Genomic DNA, 17,368 nt, shown 5'->3' on the forward strand with positions numbered 1-17,368 from the left:
CCGCCCATGACCGCGCCTGTCATCATCGTCGGGGCCGGCATTGCCGGCCTCTGGACAGCGCTCGAGCTGGCGCCGCATCCGGTTACCCTGCTGACCGGTGCACCGCTGGGGACCGGCGCCGCAACCGGCTGGGCGCAGGGCGGGATAGCCGTTTCGGCAGGTGATTCAGACTCCATTCATTCACATACGAAAGATACGCTCGCCGCGGGCGCAGACCTTTGCGATCCGGCTGCCGCAAGAACGCTGGCAGCGGATATCGAACCGCAGGTCCGCGCCTTGCAGACACTGGGCGTTCCCTTCGATCTGGATGGTCAGGGCGCGCTTTCGCTCGGCCTGGAAGCGGCCCACAGCCATGCCCGTATTGCCCATATCAGCGGCGATCAGGCCGGGGCTGAAATCCTCGCCACGCTGGTCAGAGCCGTCAGAAAGTCCGCTCACATCGACATTCGTGAAGGCTGGCGGGCCGTAGCGCTGCTTCCTGACGCCACAGGTGGATGCGCCGGTGTCCTGGCCCGTAATCACAACGGCATCGTGCAGGATATCTTGGCCTCCCGGACCGTTCTGGCTACTGGCGGTTTTGGCGGCATATTCGCGGACACGACCAGCCCGCCGGGTGCTATCGGATCGGCGGTCGCCATGGCCCACCGGCTCGGCGCCGAGATCGCCAATCCGGAATTTGTCCAATTTCATCCGACTGCCATCCGCACCGGCGCTGATCCCCTGCCCCTCGCCACTGAGGCGTTGCGCGGCGCCGGCGCAAGTCTTGTGAACAAGAACGGCCAGCCCATCACCGACGATGATCTGGGTCCGCGAGACAAGGTTGCCCGCGCCGTGCATCGTGCGGCCCGGTCGGACGATGGCGCCTGGCTGGACTGCCGGGAGGCGGTCGGTGATCGTTTCCCGGAAGCCTTTCCCGGAGTGTTCGCTGCCTGCATGGCTGCCGGAATTGATCCACGGACTACACCCATTCCGATCGCGCCAGCCGCGCATTACACGATGGGCGGCATTGCCACCGATCTGGAGGGGCGCACCAGCGTGGACGGGCTCTGGGCCGTCGGAGAATGTGCCTGCAACGGGCTTCACGGCGCCAACCGGCTGGCCTCCAATTCGCTGGCAGAAGGCCTGGTCTTCGGCCATCGCGCAGCAGCGGCGCTGGCTGCCGCACCCGTGCGGCGTGTCCGGCCCGGCCGGGCAGAGATCCCGCCGGCCCTGCCACCGATAGTGCTGCAGGGGCTGCGCCTTGCCATGTCACAGCTCGCCGGCGTGGAGCGCAATGCCTATGAGCTTCAGGATTTGCTGGCGCGGATTGACCGGCTGACGCGCCGCTTCGGGGAGTCAGACGCCATTCTAACGGCGCGCTTGATTGCCGGAGCCGCGCTGGATCGCCGGGAAAGCCGGGGCAGCCATTTCCGGACCGATTACCCGGATCGCTTGCCCAATGCCCGGAATACGATTATCCGGCAGACCAATCCGCAAGAACTGGTCGCCGCCGAATGATTCCGATCCTGCCCGCCCAACTGGTCCGCGACATCGTCCGCCGCGCCTTCCAGGAAGATATCAGCGGCGCGGGCGATATCACCTCGCTCTGTGTCATCCCGGAAGGGGCGACTGGTGAATTCGAGATCCGCGCCCGCGCCAATGGCGTGGTTTGTGGCATGCAGGCTGCCATTGAGGCCTTTACCCAGGCCGGCCCCGGCCTGTCGCTGGATGTCCTGGCCAGTGATGGCGATCCGGTTGAACCGGGCGAAAGCATTCTGGGCGTATCCGGCCATGTTCGTGACATCATGCTGGCGGAACGCACGGCATTGAATTTCCTGGGCCGGATGAGCGGTATCGCGACGCTGACGCGCCGCTATGTCGATGCCGTTGTCGGCACGAAAGCAAAAATAGTTCACACACGAAAGACAACGCCCGGTCTGCGCGCGCTGGAGATTCAGGCGGTGCGCGCCGGAGGCGGTTCAGCCCATCGCTATAACCTCTCCGATGCCATTCTGATCAAGGATAATCATATTGCCGCTGCCGGCAGTCCGGCGTCGGCCGTCCGCGCCGCCCGCGCCGAAGCCGGCCACATGGTCCGGATTTCCTGCGAGATCGACCGGCTGGAAGACCTTTCAAGCGTCATGAAGGCGGGCGCAGATGTGGTGCTGCTGGATAATTTTTCGCTGGATGATCTGCGCGCCGCTGCCGTGCAGGCCGCCGGCCGCATCACCCTGGAAGCCTCAGGCGGTGTTACGCTGGACAGTGTCGCCGACATCGCTGCCACCGGAGTCGACATTATCTCGGTGGGCGCGCTGACCCACTCGGCGCCGAATTTCGATTTCGGACTGGACGCGGCCTAGTCCGGCGGGCTGACCGTTGTTACGGCGATCGAGGTCATGCCCCTATTGTCGCCCTGGCTATCGATAAAGTCGACAAATATCCGGTTGTTGGCCGGATTGTCGGCAATCTCGCTGCCATTGCCCTGCACAAAGATCGAATAGGTTCTGACGTCATTGCTGGCGAACGCCGATTGCACCGACGCTGACGGTGCCGCCAGACAGGTACCGGCAATTGAGTTGGTGGTTTCGCAGATCAGCACGCTGGCATCGACGGTTTGGGCGGATTGGGGCGCTGACAATTCGGGACTGCTGGCGGTGGTTGCCAGTCCGGCCCGTGGCTGAACGGTGACGGTCCCCGCCGCACCGATGTCGAGGCCGGCCACCCCGAATGCTGCCACACCGTCTGCATCACCGAGCCGCACATATCCGTCGCCGGATGCGCTCGCTGTAATCGCAATCACATCAATGGCCTGCGTGGTGTCCGCCGAGAGAAGGAGCGTATTCACGCCGGGATAGGTCGGCGCCGGTGTTGCACCGGTGCAGGAGAAAAGAAACTCCACTTCAATCGGCGGGAAGGCCTGGGCATCACCAAAGAAGGTCTCCTCGATGGGTGTCAGCGCGATCAGGAAGCTCTGCGATCCACCCGCCGGAATGCTGACGGGCGTATCAATGCTTCCCGTCAGCGCATTCGTGGACGGATCTGTTGTCTGATAGGACAAGGTTGCGGTCAGCGAGGAGGCCGGGCTGATCCCGCAACCGTTCAGCACGCTGGCACCGCTATTGCTGATCGTTGCGAAGGCCGTAGCTGGCTGGCCAAAAACCACACTCCGGCTGGTCGGCAGCACCGCAGCTCTCAGGGGCGAGTTGGCGATCGACAGGGTTTGCTGGACCTGCAGCATTTCAGGACCTTCGCCGGCATTGTCATTGGCGCCATCCGTATCCGGGTCCACCGAGGTGAAATCAGCCGTCACCACATAGTCGCCAGCTGTGCCAGGGTTGGTCAGAAAGCCACTGAACAGCGAAAGTATGATCCCGGAATCAAAGAAGGCGGTAATGGTACCAGCCGATCCGTCCCCACCGAGCGGGATAGTCGCCGTCAACAAATGGTCGCCGTTCTGGGCCTGGGAATAGTCGATCACAGCGTCGGTATCGGCCTCATATGCTCCACTCAGGTCTGTGTCGGCATAAATCTGCGTCGCATTGACCGACCGGAGCGGAAGCACACGGTCCGGTACGCCGGGCGTCGAATTGTCAAAATCGAAGCCATAAGAGCCAACCCGGCTTCCAGCGGGACCCAGCGCATCGAACCCGTTGAAGGTAAAGGCCTGCGGAATGGTCAGAACAATCTGGTAGGTCTCCAGCTGCCCGAATGTCATTTGCGTGGTCGCACGAAAGCCCGTCGGTTGACCGGGCGAGTAATTCGTCAAAGTCAGCGTCCGCTCTGCCGGCAGATCATAGGGCTGTGTGGCCTGTGGTGGGGCCGTGTCACCATCCCTTGGCAAGCGCCTCTTGGGCGCATCGGCACAAGCGTTCAGCAAAAGCAAGGACGACAGGACCAGGGCCTTGCGCATGGCATATCTCCAGCAGACGAGCGCTGGCAGGGTAACACTTCAGGCTTGGAATTTTGAGTCTGGTCCCGAAACGGGTCTAGAGATTGCTCTCGCGCTCACGCATTTCCTGGCGTTCCCGGCGGTTCGGGAAGCGGTAGAAAACGTGGGTGCCGATCTGGCCGGTCTGGACCAGCGAGTCATTCCAGTGCGGATCAACCGCCGTGGTGTGATAGTGGGTGGCACGGCGCGTGCGCGGCGGGGCAAAGCCCAGCGCAACGTGCTCAGCAACCAGTTGCGAGCGGCGCCAGGCGCGGCCACGCGGGGCACGATCCATGGACCCGTCGCAGGTAAAGCTGAACTGACAGCCCGTCGTGCGTTCGGAACCTTCATAAACCACGCCACAGATCGTATCCGGATAGACCCGGTGGTTCACGCGGTTCATGACGACTTCGGCTACAGCCGCCTGACCGGAAAAACTCTCGCCGCGCGACTCGTAATAGACAGCTTCCGCGAGGCAGTTCACTTCCGCCGCACTGAAGCGCGCGCGGGTGATATGTGAGGCATCAAAGGTCCGGAGGTCTTCGCTGATCGGACGCATAAGCACCCGAGCACCTTCCAGCTCGTCTGACGCCACGCTCAGCGAAGCCGCCTTGAGACCGTAAGGTGCAGACCAGCCGAGCAGATCATCCGCCTCGATATGGCGCTGTGCCAGTTCCTGCCAGTAGGCGGCGTCGTTCTGCACGCTGGCGCGCATACCCGCCATCGGCAACAGGGCAGCAAACAGGACAAGACACGCCACGGCAAATCCGCCGCGCGCAATCTCCGGCCAGCGGCCGGTCAGCCTGTTTGTCTTCATGGCGCTCATCAATCGCCCCTGAATAACTTCGTGCCGTCCCGGAAACCAGCGGAACAGTTGAACTGCTCCGTTAATGCAAGTTCCAGACCGGGCGCGCTCGATTATAGGCCCCTTATGAGGCCGTCAAGTAATAGTCGCGATTACAAATGGGTTAGCTATACGATACTTTCAATATCGCATCAGTATTCCAGCCTTGATTCAAATGCTTAGCCCCGGGCGTTCAAAGCCGCCTGGGCCGCCGCCAATCTCGCAACAGGCACGCGGTATGGCGAACAGGACACATAATCGAGACCGACCGAATCACAGAAGTGGATCGAAGCGGGATCGCCACCATGCTCTCCGCAAATACCCAGCTTCAGCCCATTGCGGGTTCCGCGGCCCCGCTCGGCGGCAATGCGGACCAGATCGCCAACACCGGACTGGTCCAGCGTCACGAACGGATCCTTCTCGAAAATGCCCTGCTCGATATAGTCCGGCATGAATTTCCCAGCATCGTCACGCGACAGGCCGAACGTGGTCTGGGTCAGATCATTCGTTCCGAAGGAGAAGAACTCCGCCTCTTCGGCAATCTCGTCGGCACGCAGCGCGGCGCGCGGCAGTTCGATCATGGTCCCGATCAGGTATTCCGGTGCCTTGCCGCTCTCGGCCTCGACTTCGGCTGCCACTTTCGCAACGGCGGCCTTCAGGATGGCCAGCTCCTTCGGCATGGCCACCAGCGGGATCATCACTTCGGCGACCGGCTTGATCCCGGTCTTCTTCTCGACATTGACCTGCGCCTCGAAAATCGCGCGCGCCTGCATCTCGTAGATCTCCGGGAAGCTGATGCCCAGACGGCAACCGCGATGGCCCAGCATCGGATTGGACTCAGCCAGTGCGCCGGCGCGCTCCATCAGCGCAGCGGCAGACAGGCCTGTGGCCTCGGCGACAGCGTGAACATCCTCCTCGGTATGCGGCAGGAATTCGTGCAGCGGCGGGTCCAGCAGGCGGATCGTGCACGGCCGGTCCTCCATGATCTCGAAGATCGCCTCGAAGTCCGAGCGCTGCATGGGCAGGATTTTGGCCAGCGCCGCAACACGGCCCTCTTTGGCATCCGACAGGATCATTTCGCGCACGGCGGCAATCCGGTCGGCATCGAAGAACATGTGTTCGGTCCGGCACAGCCCGATGCCTTCCGCGCCGAAATCGCGCGCGGTCTTCACATCCGCCGGGGTTTCGGCATTGGTGCGGACCTTCATGCGGCGCACCTTGTCGGCCCATTCCATCAGGCGGGCGAAATCGCCGGTCACTTCCGGCTGGATCATCTTCACTTCGCCCGACAGCACCTCGCCGGTCGCGCCATCAATGGTGACGAAATCGCCTTCCTTCACCGTGCGGCCACCGGCGGTGAACTGCTTGGTCGCGTAATCGATCCGAATGGATCCGGCTCCCGACACGCAAGGCCGGCCCATGCCGCGCGCCACCACGGCCGCGTGAGAGGTCATGCCGCCGCGTGCGGTGACAATGCCTTCGGCCGCATGCATGCCGTGAATATCTTCCGGGCTGGTCTCGATACGTACCAGGATGACCGGATCGCCCTTGGCAGCGCGCGCTTCGGCATCATCGCTGTCGAACACGACAACGCCGGCCGCCGCGCCGGGCGAAGCCGGCAGGCCGGTTGCCAGCACGTCGCGCCTGGCGTCCTCGGCGATCATCGGGTGGAGAAGTTGGTCCAGCTGGGACGGATCGACCCGCATTACCGCTTCTTCCTCGGTGATCAGGCCTTCGCTGGCGAGATCGACCGCAATCTTCAGCGCCGCCTTGGCGGTGCGCTTGCCATTGCGGGTCTGCAGCATCCACAGCCGGCCGCGTTCCACCGTGAACTCGATATCCTGCATGTCGCGATAATGGCGCTCCAGAATGTCGAACACCCGCGCCAGCTCGTCATAGCTGTCGGGCAGGGCTTCCTGCATGGAGGGCTGGGTGTCGCCCATCTCCTCGCGCATCGATTGCGTCAGGCATTGCGGCGTGCGGATGCCGGCGACCACGTCCTCGCCCTGCGCATTGATCAGGAATTCGCCGTAATAGCTGTTCTCGCCGGTCGACGGATTGCGGGTGAAGGCCACGCCGGTGGCCGAGGTTTCACCCATATTACCGAAGACCATGGCCTGCACATTTACCGCCGTGCCCCAGCTTTCCGGGATGTCGTGCAGCTGGCGATACTTGATCGCGCGCGCCGTCATCCAGCTATCGAACACGGCGCGGATGGCGCCCTGCAGCTGCTCGCGGGGGTCGGACGGGAAGTCGCGTCCCAGCGCTTCGGCCGCCGCGCGCTTGTACTCGCCGACAATCTCGACCCAGTCATCGGCCGACAGCTCGGTATCGAGCATGTAGTCGCGCTCTTCCTTGAAGGTCTCCAGGATTTCCTCGAAGATCGAATGATCGAGGCCCAGCACGACATCGGAATACATCTGGATGAAGCGGCGATAGCTGTCATAGGCAAAGCGCTTGTCACCCGCCAGCTCAGCGAGGCCCGCCGCGGTCTCGTCGTTCAGACCCAGATTGAGCACCGTATCCATCATGCCCGGCATGGAGGCACGCGCGCCCGAGCGCACCGAGACCAGCAGCGGGTTGGCCGGATCACCGAATTTTTTATCCGTGGTGGCTTCCAGCGCGCCCAGCGCCGCCTCGATCTGGGCTTCCAGGTCCGACGGCCAGGTCTTGTTGTTGGCGTAATACGCCACGCAGACCTCGGTGGTGATGGTAAAGCCCGGAGGCACGGGCAGGCCCAGCTTGGCCATCTCGGCGAGATTGGCTCCCTTGCCGCCGAGCAGATCGCGCATATCGGCATCGCCTTCGCTCGATCCGCCGCCGAAAGCATGGACCCACTTGGTTGCGCTCATGGCCTGTCCCTTTTTCTTCCTATCCTTCGAGGCATTCGTGCCGAATGCACCTCAGGATGAGGTAGAGCCTGATTTCCTTTTCACCTCATCCTGAGGAGCCCGCGCAAGCGGGCCTCGAAGGACGAGGTGCACTATCCCTCGATGCGGCTGAAATCCGCCACGGTGTGCGCTGCCTTGCGGATCATCGCCAGAAGGCGCAACCGGTTGCGGCGCAGCGTCTCGTCTTTATCGTTCACGGTGACTTTGTCAAAGAAGGCATCAACGGGTGCGCGCATTTGCGCCAGGGCCGCCATCGCGCCTTCGAAATCCTCAGCCTCGACGGCTTTCGATGCGGCAGGCCGCACCTGATCCAGTGCCGCGATCAACGCCTTTTCCTCGGCCTCGACCGGTGCGTAATCACCGTCGAGATCGCCCTCGAACGCGCCCTCGCCGTCTTTCTTTTCTTCCGCTTTCAGAATGTTCGCCGCGCGCTTGTAACCTGCCAGCAGCGCCTTGCCGTCTTCCGTATCGAGGAAGCCCTGCAGGGCGCGAGCGCGGTTGGTGACACGCACCAGATCATCATCGCCGAGAGCGAACACGGCATCGATCACGTCATGCGAGATGCCATCATCCTTGAGATGGACTTTCAGACGGTCGGCGAAGAAGGCGAGGAGGTCGCTAGTTTCGTTTATTTCAAAAGAGAACTTGGCCTTTACAAGGCCAACTTTCCGCTCTTGCGAAGAAACTGCTATCTCTAAATGAACAATACCATTGTCGATCGTCGAATCTAACAAGGTGATGTTCTCAAAAGCCGCAAAACGCGACGCGATATGTATGTATTGCTTTCTGAAACCTTCTAGCAGGATTGTTCTCAAGCTGATCGCTGAATCCGTGCCTGATACAATCCGGATCACCCCCAACGCCGCCCGGCGCAGGGCAAACGGGTCTTTCGAGCCGGTCGGCTTTTCATCAATCGCCCAGAAGCCGACCAGCGTGTCCAGCTTGTCGGCGAGCGCCACGGCGGCACTGACCGGCGCGGTGGGGACGGCATCGGACGGGCCCTGCGGCTTGTAATGATCGCGGATCGCATCGGCGACTTCCGCCGGTTCACCCTGTTCCAGCGCGTAATAGCGGCCCATCACGCCCTGCAGCTCGGGAAATTCATAGACCATTTCCGAGACCAGATCGGCCTTGGAGAGACGCGCGGCCTTCTCCGCCAGATCCGGATCAGCGCCGACCGACGGCGCCAGTTCGCGTGCCAGGGCGGCGACGCGCTCCACCTTGTCGGCGACCGTGCCGAGTTTCTGGTGGAAGGTGACCTTGCCCAGCTCACCCGCCATATCCGACAGCGGCGTCTTGCGGTCATTGTCCCAGAAATGGCGTCCATCCGACAGCCGCGCCGAGAGCACGCGCGCATTGCCCGCGGCAATCGCCGCACCGCCATCGGGCGCTTCCTGGTTGGCGATGACCACGAAGTTCGGCGCCAGCTGGCCCGTCTTCGGATCGCGCACCGCGAAATATTTCTGGTGCGTTTTCATGGACAGCTGGATGACTTCCGGCGGCAGGTCCAGGAAGTCCGGGTCCATCTGGCCCAGAAGCGGCACCGGCCATTCCGCCAGCCCGGCGACTTCGGTCAGCAGGCCCGCATCCTCGATCAGTTCCAGACCGGCTTCGGCGCAGACCTTTTTCGCCCCCGCCAGAATGATCTCTTCGCGGCGCTTCCGGTCGAGCAGAACATGCCCCTCGCCTTCCAGCTGCGCGGTGTAATCGGCAAAATCATTCACCGTGAACGGGCCCGGCCCGTGAACGCGATGGCCCTCGGTGACATTCCCGGCGGTCAGGCCGAACACTTCGACGGGCACCACCTCGCCGCCGAACAGGCAGACGATCCGCTGCAGCGGCCGCACCCAGCGCTGGGCCTTTTCATCCTCGCCGAATTTCATCGATTTCGGCCAGGGGAAGTTCTTCACCATGTCGGGCACGACATTGGCGATGACATCGGCGGTCTTCACGCCCGGCTTTTCAATCACCGCGACGTAGAAGGCGCCCTTCTTGTCCTCGCGCACCTCGCATTGATCGATGCTGTCGATCCCCGCCCCGCGCATGAAGCCGGCCAGCGCCTGTTCCGGCGCATCGGTGCGCGGACCCTTGCGTTCCTCGCGCACGGCATCGGTCTCGGCCGGCAGGCCTTCGATCACACAGCCCAGACGGCGCGGACCGGCGAAAGTCCTGAAGCTGTCCCAGCCCAGCCCCGCCTCTTTCAGCGCAGCCGACAGCAGGCGTTCGAGGTCAGCCTCGGCCCGCGGCTGCATCCGCGCCGGGATTTCCTCGGAAAAGAATTCAAGCAGCAGCTGGGGCATCTTATCCTAACCGGCAAAGACTTTCTGGAAGGCCGGGCGCGATTGCACCGCCTTGAGGTAATTTTCAAATCCCGGACGCATCTCGAACAGGCCGAACTGGACCGCCCAGCCCAGCGTGCCGCCGACCAGCACATCCGCCGCGGTGAACCACTCGCCCAGAAGATATGGGCTGGCCTCGGCCAGACGCGTATCCAGCACATCCATAACCAGCTCGACATTGCCCCAGCCAGCCGACTGGCGCGGAATGTCGACCTTGGTCGAGGCCTGCATCATTGCCGGATCGATCGCCCCGGCCTGGAAGGCGATCCAACGCAGATATTCCCCGCGTCGCGGATCATCGATGGCGGGCGCCAGATCGTGCGGTGTCTTGTATTTGTCAGCCAGATAGATCGCGATGGCGGTCGATTCCGTAACAATGGTCTCGCCATCCCTGATGGCCGGGATCTTGCCCATCGGGTTGATCGCCAGGAATTCCGGCGAGCGCATCGAACCGTCATCATAAGCAACCGGCTTGATGGTGTACTCACAGCCGATCTCTTCCAGCAGCCAGTGCGTCATTGCCGCGCGCGATTGCGGATTGTGATAGAATTCAAGCGCCATCAGGCCGCCTCTCCCTTTTCCTGGGCAACCCAGGCTTCCGCGCAGCCCTTCGCCAGATCGCGCACCCGCGCAATCCAGCTGGCCCGCTCGGCAACCGAGATCGCGCCGCGCGCATCGACCAGATTGAACAGGTGCGAGGCCTTCAGGCAGTAGTCATAGGCTGGCAGCGGCAGAGGTTTATCCAGCGACAGCAACGCCTTGCACTGGTTTTCCGCGTCCGAGAACTGGCGGATCAGCATGTCGACATCGGCATGCTCGAAATTGAAGGCGGAATACTGGCGCTCGGCTTCCTGGAAGACATCGCCATATTTCAGACCGGCCCCATTGAAGTCGAGATCATAAACGTTTTCAACGCCCTGAACATACATGGCAAGACGTTCCAGACCATAGGTCAGCTCGCCTGAGACCAGGTCCACATCCAGCCCGCCAACCTGCTGGAAATAGGTGAACTGGCTAACTTCCATCCCGTCACACCAGACTTCCCAGCCCAGCCCCCACGCTCCGACTGTGGGGTTCTCCCAGTCATCCTCGACAAAGCGGACATCGTGTAGCTTGCGGTCAATCCCGATCGCATCCAGCGAGCCGAGATACAATTCCTGCAGATTGAACGGGCACGGCTTCAGCAGGACCTGAAACTGGTAATAGTGCTGCAGGCGATTGGGATTTTCGCCATAGCGGCCATCCGCCGGGCGGCGCGAGGGCTGGACATAGGCGGCGCGCCAGGGCTTCGGACCCAGCGAACGCAGCGTCGTCGCCGGGTGCAGCGTGCCGGCGCCGACCTCGACATCATAGGGCTGGAGAATCGCACAGCCTTGCTCGCCCCAATAGCGTTGCAGGGTGAGGATCAGTTCCTGGAAGGAAGGTGCGCGCTTGGCGGTCATGGAATTGTCGGCCCCGATGGCCGGGAAATCGGCCGGAAATCTGTTGGCCGGACACTAGAAAAGCCGCCTTGCGCAATCAAGCAAGGATGGCGGTAAAACTGGTTTCTTCTTGGTCCTTCGAGGCTCCCCCGGATCAAGTCCGGGGTCGCACCTCAGGATGAGGTTTAATTTGAATCATCTCAGTTACCTCATGGTGAGGCGCTTTCCGTCAGGAAAGCCTCGAACCACGCAATCAAATTACCGCAACTCGATCCGGTCGGACCCGCGCAGGATCGATTCGGCTTCCTCGGTGTATTTGCGGTCCGAGCCATCATGCAGGACCAGCGGCGGCAGGATTTTCATGTCGCCAAACGTGCCCTTCTTCGCCGAGACCAGGATCCGCTTGGCGGGCCGGTCGGCATAGGGGCTGATGGGCTTGATCACCACATCGCCGAACCATTTCTTCGAGATACCCAGAATATCGCCCAGCCGGTCGGCCCGGTGAATCAGGGTCATCCGCCCCTTCGGGGTCAGCACCTTGTTGGCCAACCTGATCCAGACTTCCAGCGGCGCATCGCCAGACATGTAGGCGGCATGTTTCTGGAATTTTGGCGGCACCATCTTTTTCGGGTCGTCATAGAAGGGCGGGTTGAAGAAGACCTGATGCGCCATGCCCAGATGACCGGGATTGCCGACATCGGCCTGGAAGGCGACCACGCGGTCACTCCAGCCATTGGCTGCAATATTGTCCTCGGCAAAGCCCACCAGCGCCGGCATCTTGTCGAAGCCCTGAAAGCGGCTGACCTTGTTGTGATGCGCTGCCACCAGCATGGCCGCGCCCGACCCGCAGCCGAATTCGATACCGACATGCTCGGGCTTGATATCGATGGAGGCGCCCAACAACACCGCATCCAGACCCGAGCGGAATCCCGCATCGGCCTGATTGGCAATCACCTTGCCATCCAGCAGCGTGACCGGCTCACTCATCCGGCAAATCCTTGAAGGCTTCTTTCAGGACGGATTTGGCCAGATGCGCCTCTTCATCAATCACCATGATCCGCCGCTTGATGAAGGGCAGCGCGCCGCCATACATGTTGGCGGTCTCGCCATCCAGAATGATCGGCTCCAGCCCCGCCTCGCGCAGCACGGTCTCGGCGAAATTCAACTGGATGGGATCATTTGTACGGAAGACCTCGATCACGGCAGGCTTTCTCCTATCTGGTGCATGTGCGACGATCAGCGCAGCGCTCTTGGCTTGCAGCAGCATCGGCGCGTTTCTATTGTCGCTCAAGTCTTCGAGTGACAAGGGCTGTCAGAGGAAAACGGCTTGGATATCAGCGCCATTGCCAACCGCGCGCTCAAGAGCGCAGGCGAAGCGGTCGCGTCCGAACCCAATGCGGCCGAGAAACTGGCCCATCTGGCGGCGGGCGAGATGCGCGCCGTCAATGCGCTCATTCTTGAGCGTATGGGCAGTCCCGTCCCGCTGATTCCCAAGCTCGCCAAGTATCTTGTCGAGGCCGGCGGCAAGCGCGTGCGCCCGCTGGTGACAATCGCGGCCGCCAAGATGATCGGCTATTCCGGAGATGCGCATCTGAAGCTGGCGGCGGCCGTGGAATTCATCCACACCGCCACCCTGCTGCACGATGACGTCGTCGATGAGAGCGATCTGCGCCGCGGCAAGAAAGCGGCCAATCTGGTCTGGGGTAATGCACCCAGCGTGCTGGTCGGCGATTTCCTCTTTGCCCGTGCCTTCATGCTGATGGTCGATGCCGGTTCGATGGATGCGCTGCATTCGCTGTCGCGCGCGTCCAGCATCATCGCCGAGGGCGAGGTGCGCCAGCTGGCCGCCAAGGGTGACATCGCCGCTTCGATCGGCTCCTACATGGAGATCATCGAGGCCAAGACCGCTGCCCTGTTTGCGTCCGCTGCCGAGGTCTCGGCCATTGTCGCCGACCGACCGCAGGCAGATATCACCGCGCTGGATACCTATGGCCGCGAACTGGGCCTCGCCTTCCAGCTGGTCGACGATGCGCTTGATTATGGTGGCCTTTCCAAGGATCTCGGCAAGAATACCGGCGATGATTTCCGCGAGGGCAAGATCACCCTCCCGGTCGTGATCGCCTTGCAGAATGGCGACGAGACTGAAAAGCGCTTCTGGTCGCGCGTCATGACCGACGGCGAACAGGACGACAGCGATTTCGACACGGCGATGGAATTGCTGGAGAAACACGGCGCACTGAAAGCCACGCTCGCCATGGCGGAAGAGAAAGCGCAGATCGCCAAGGACGCGCTCTCAGGTTTCCCGGATAATGAGTGGAAGTCCGCGCTGGAAGAACTGGCCGACTTCGTCGTCAGCCGCGCCAGCTGATCAGTTTTTCAGATCGATCCCGGAGGCCGCCGCCCGGCGGCGCACCAGCGTATGTAGCACGGTCAGTCCGATGACCGCGCCCCAGAACGCCGCGAACGCGTTCAGCCAGCCAGCGGGTCCCGCGAGGATCACCAGAACCGCGCAGACCGACGATAGTCCCAGATAGACCAGCGCGACCTGCCAGTGCGGCCATCCCATCCGTACCAGCAATTGGTAGGCATGCGTGCGGTGCGGGGCGAGAAAGCCGATCCCGTTGCGCAGCTTGCCGGTCAGCGTCAGCAGCACATCGGCCAGCACCGGCAGGATCAGCAGTGGATAAAGCCAGACATCCAGCCCGTCCTGAATACCCATAAGCGCGGCTGCGGCGAACACCGCGCCGATCGCCAGCGAGCCGACATCGCCCATGAAGAGTGAGGCACGCGGAATATTGAACACGGCAAATCCGGCCAGACCGGCCGCCAGAGCCAGCCCCGTCAGGGCGACCGCTCCGGGCTGAAGCACCAGCAGCGCCAGTCCTGCCGGCAGGAAATTCGCAATGGTCAGCCCGTCCGACCCGTCCATGAAATTGGCAGAGTTCGCCACCACGAATATCCACAATACCGATCCAGCAAAACCGGCCCAGTAAGGCAGGCTGGCCGACAGGCCGTCCGTCATGGCGATGGCGCCGACCGGCCCGGCCAACCAGGTGATCACGCTGCCCAAAAGCACGACAGTCAGGAATTTGAGTTTCGTACCCAGCGCCAGCAAATCATCCGCCAGGCCCAGAAGGCCGAACCCCATCGCTGCCAGCACGACCGGGCGCGCATCAATATTGAACTCCGGCACCAGGGCCGGCGTCAGTCCGATCCCGATCGCCGCCAGAATACCCAGCCCGCCGCCTCTTGGCGTGGGTGTGGAATGGCTGGAGCGCGCATTGGGATGATCCAGTATCGCAGCGCGGCGGACCATCCAGCTGACGCCGGCGGCCGCGATAAAGGCTGCGAAGACCAGGACGATGATCATGTCGGCGTTATCGCCGATACACCCCGGAAAACAATCGGAAAGACGTGCCAGCCAGGCTGGACCTGCCTGATAGCGCCTGCGGCGGCATCCCGCGCAGCCTCATCGGGATAGATCGCAAAACAGGTCGCGCCTGAACCGGACATGCGAACCAGCTGGGGGTCTTTCGTCGCCGCCAGCGCGGCCAGCACGTCGTCGATAACCGGGGCAATCGCACAAGCCGGCGCCGTCAGATCATTGGTCGCAACCTGGAGCGCTCCGATCAGATCGCCCTGCGGCCGGAAGGCAGCACCCGTCTGTGGCGCTTCATCGAATTTCGCAAATACCGGCCCGGTCGCCACACTGACCCCCGGATTGACCAGCAGGGCCGGAAAATCCGGCCAGTCATCAATCAGGCGGATGCGCTCACCCCTGCCGGTCATGCGCAAGGGCTGCGACCAGACGCAGGCAGCGATGTCCGAGCCGATCTGCGATCCCAACCCGGCCAGCATGTCCAGCGGCCAGTCGAGTTCCCAAAGCCGGTTGAAGGCCCGCAGCGCCGCAGCAGCATCGGCAGAACCCCCGCCCAGACCGGCGCCCGCCGGAATTTCTTTCACAAGCGAAATATTGCCTTTGGCATCCTGCCCGGAGGCTTGCGCCAGCAAGCGGACGGCGCGCAGTACGAGATTGTCTTCACCGCCGGGAATGGCTTGCGACATAGGGCCGGACACCTCCAGCGACAGCGCATCAGACGGCGTAACCGTGAGCGCATCACCCCAGTCCGCGAAAACGACGATGGAATCGACGGGATGATAGCCATCCTCGCCCAGGGCTCCGACGCGAAGGCTCAGATTGACCTTCGCGGGCGCAAATTCCGTGATCAATTGGCGTCGGCCGCGTCAGCCATCTGCGTGGCAGGCGTTTCCGGCTCTTCCCCTGCGAGGCGCGCCATCAGGCCGACGCGCTCGTCTTCATCCGGATCAAGCGTCAGGGCTCTTTCCCACTGGAAACGGGCTTCAAGGTGCCGGCCCACCATCCAATAGGCATCGCCCAGATGGTAATTGATGGTCGGCGCTTCCGGCGAGTATTCAACCGCCTCCTCGAGATACTGGACAGCCAGCTCGTAATTGCCGCGCACATAATGCGCCCAGCCCAGACTATCGAGGATATGCCCCTGCTCCGGTGACAGGGCGGCCGCCCGTTCGATCATGTCGAAGGCTTCGGCGATATGCTCGCCGCGGATTACCCACATATAGCCGAGATAGTTCAAAACCTCGGCCTCATTCGGCGACAATTCCAGCGCCGAGCGGAAATCCGCTTCGGCCAGCGCCCAGCGATTGGTCTGCTCATAGCTGATGGCGCGGAAATAATAATACCGCCAGTCCGGGACCATGCCCTGAGCTTCGCGGGCCGCCAGCGCTTCGGTGTAGACTTCTGCAGCCCGGCCAAACTCACCCGATGCGCGCAACAGATCGGCATAGACCAGCTGGGCTTCGACCGCGTCATTGGTCTGGTAGAGCTGGCGGGCTTCAGCCAGGGCTGCCTCGAGCTCGCCCTGACGGGCCTGCAGCCAGATCCGGTCGATCCGGGCCGGCAGCCGGAACGGGCCGGAGGGCACGGAGTCATAAGCCTCGATCGCAGCATCAACCAGGCCGGTCCGGTCCAATGACCCTGCCAGCAGTACAACACCCGGCGCGTACGCCTCGTCCAGCCGCTGGGTCAAGCGGAGATAAACGACAGAGAGGTCAATATCGGCTTGTGAAGCCAGCGCCGCAGAAGGGCCGAACACAGCCCTTGCTGCCATCTGGCTGACCGATGGCCGGCGTGGGATCCGCCGGGTTTCGGCGGCAATCCGGCGCGCTTCGGTAATGCTGCGCTCGAGCGGTTGTTGTTGCAGATAGCGGTCATAAAGCGCGATCGCATCTTCACGCCGGCGCTCGCGCAGCAGGAAATCGCCATAAAGGGCGATCGCGATCCGGGTGAACGGGCTTTCGCTGACCGCGGCCTGATAGGCGGCATCAGCCTGCACGGTTTCACCGGCAAAATCGGCCAGAAGCGCACGATGCACTGTCAGATACGCGGCGGCATATCCCGGCACCGAAGCCGCTCTTGCGCGTTCCAGCGCTTCGGCGGCATTGCCCTGTCCTGCTTGCGCCCAGTCCATCAGCAACTCGGCGATGAACTCGTTGAACGGGCCCAGCTGATCACTGGACAGATAGGTTTCAGCCTCGGAATAGCGGCCGCGCGCCATGGCGTCGGCTGCCAGGTAAAGCCCGGCCAGTCTGGTTTCGTCACCGGCAGCAACCGACACGCGCCCGGCATTGACGGCCCGTTCGACATCGCCGGACAGAACAGAGGAGAGAAAGGTGCGCTCGGCCAGGATGGCGCTGTCCGGGCTCTGCTCAAACGCCGTCGCGAAATAATCCGACGCCCCGTCCGCATCCCGGGAAGTTCCGGCGAACCGCCCCGCAAGGAAGGCGCCATAGGCGGACGGACCTTCATCCTCGGCATTGATGACCGGAAGAGACGGGTCGCCGGACGTGGTCTGGCAGGCCGCCAGCAGCAGGGCTGACAGGAATAGGAGGCCGAGACGAACAATCATGCAGACAACGATACGCCT

14 protein-coding genes are annotated in these 17,368 nt (G+C 62.5%); 3 read left to right on the forward strand and 11 right to left on the reverse strand.

Annotated elements, in window-relative coordinates:
• The first annotated feature begins 6 nt into the window (after positions 1-6).
• Positions 7-1,497: an L-aspartate oxidase gene (locus V0U79_RS02695; protein WP_330197923.1), complete on the forward strand. Its 1,491-nt coding sequence runs from the start codon at positions 7-9 to the stop codon at positions 1,495-1,497.
• A complete protein-coding gene (gene nadC / locus V0U79_RS02700) occupies positions 1,494-2,339 on the forward strand; it encodes a carboxylating nicotinate-nucleotide diphosphorylase (protein WP_330197924.1) in 846 nt (281 codons plus the stop codon). Before V0U79_RS02695 ends, nadC begins: the two co-directional genes overlap by 4 nt.
• Here the strand turns inward: nadC and V0U79_RS02705 are convergent.
• The 8 genes from V0U79_RS02705 to V0U79_RS02740 all read right to left on the reverse strand — a co-directional run bounded on the left by V0U79_RS02705 (position 2,336) and on the right by V0U79_RS02740 (position 12,693).
• Positions 2,336-3,889, reverse strand: coding sequence for a hypothetical protein (locus V0U79_RS02705; RefSeq protein WP_330197925.1), 1,554 nt, complete (start codon positions 3,887-3,889; stop codon positions 2,336-2,338). The two genes, nadC and V0U79_RS02705, sit on opposite strands and share 4 nt — an antisense overlap.
• A 76-nt stretch (positions 3,890-3,965) precedes the next feature.
• Complete coding sequence (locus tag V0U79_RS02710; protein WP_330197926.1) at positions 3,966-4,733, reverse strand: cell wall hydrolase; 768 nt, start codon at positions 4,731-4,733, stop codon at positions 3,966-3,968.
• A 197-nt stretch (positions 4,734-4,930) separates the two neighbouring features.
• A complete protein-coding gene (ppdK, locus tag V0U79_RS02715; protein ID WP_330197927.1) occupies positions 4,931-7,603 on the reverse strand; it encodes a pyruvate, phosphate dikinase in 2,673 nt (890 codons plus the stop codon).
• Between the two features lie 131 nt (positions 7,604-7,734).
• Positions 7,735-9,942 carry a glycine--tRNA ligase subunit beta gene (gene glyS / locus V0U79_RS02720; RefSeq protein WP_330197928.1) on the reverse strand — a complete coding sequence of 736 codons (2,208 nt, stop codon included), beginning with the start codon at positions 9,940-9,942 and terminating at the stop codon, positions 7,735-7,737.
• Between the two features lie 6 nt (positions 9,943-9,948).
• Positions 9,949-10,542 (reverse strand): glutathione S-transferase family protein, encoded by a 594-nt coding sequence (locus V0U79_RS02725; RefSeq protein WP_330197929.1) that lies wholly within the window; start codon positions 10,540-10,542, stop codon positions 9,949-9,951.
• On the reverse strand, positions 10,542-11,423 hold the full coding sequence (locus V0U79_RS02730; protein ID WP_330197930.1) for a glycine--tRNA ligase subunit alpha: 882 nt from the start codon (positions 11,421-11,423) through the stop codon (positions 10,542-10,544). The genes V0U79_RS02725 and V0U79_RS02730 overlap by 1 nt, the downstream gene beginning before the upstream one ends.
• Positions 11,424-11,660: 237 nt before the next feature.
• Positions 11,661-12,389 carry a tRNA1(Val) (adenine(37)-N6)-methyltransferase gene (locus V0U79_RS02735; RefSeq protein ID WP_330197931.1) on the reverse strand — a complete coding sequence of 243 codons (729 nt, stop codon included), beginning with the start codon at positions 12,387-12,389 and terminating at the stop codon, positions 11,661-11,663.
• Complete coding sequence (locus V0U79_RS02740; RefSeq protein WP_330197932.1) at positions 12,382-12,693, reverse strand: putative signal transducing protein; 312 nt, start codon at positions 12,691-12,693, stop codon at positions 12,382-12,384. The genes V0U79_RS02735 and V0U79_RS02740 overlap by 8 nt, the downstream gene beginning before the upstream one ends.
• A 141-nt stretch (positions 12,694-12,834) precedes the next feature.
• Here V0U79_RS02740 and V0U79_RS02745 point away from each other — a divergent pair, with 141 nt between their 5' ends.
• A complete protein-coding gene (locus V0U79_RS02745) occupies positions 12,835-13,770 on the forward strand; it encodes a polyprenyl synthetase family protein (protein WP_330198342.1) in 936 nt (311 codons plus the stop codon).
• Here the strand turns inward: V0U79_RS02745 and V0U79_RS02750 are convergent, their stop codons facing one another.
• The 3 genes from V0U79_RS02750 to V0U79_RS02760 are packed head-to-tail and all read right to left on the reverse strand — an operon-like array spanning position 13,771 to position 17,350.
• On the reverse strand, positions 13,771-14,772 hold the full coding sequence (locus V0U79_RS02750) for an MraY family glycosyltransferase (protein ID WP_330197933.1): 1,002 nt from the start codon (positions 14,770-14,772) through the stop codon (positions 13,771-13,773).
• Complete coding sequence (locus tag V0U79_RS02755; RefSeq protein WP_330197934.1) at positions 14,769-15,632, reverse strand: 4-(cytidine 5'-diphospho)-2-C-methyl-D-erythritol kinase; 864 nt, start codon at positions 15,630-15,632, stop codon at positions 14,769-14,771. The genes V0U79_RS02750 and V0U79_RS02755 overlap by 4 nt, the downstream gene beginning before the upstream one ends.
• Positions 15,629-17,350, reverse strand: a complete 1,722-nt coding sequence (locus V0U79_RS02760) for a tetratricopeptide repeat protein (protein WP_330197935.1) — start codon at positions 17,348-17,350, stop codon at positions 15,629-15,631. Before V0U79_RS02760 ends, V0U79_RS02755 begins: the two co-directional genes overlap by 4 nt.
• Between the last annotated feature and the right edge of the window lie 18 nt (positions 17,351-17,368).

Origin of the sequence: Hyphobacterium lacteum, assembly GCF_036330345.1 — a bacterium.
In the GTDB taxonomy this organism is placed as follows: domain Bacteria; phylum Pseudomonadota; class Alphaproteobacteria; order Caulobacterales; family Maricaulaceae; genus Hyphobacterium; species Hyphobacterium lacteum.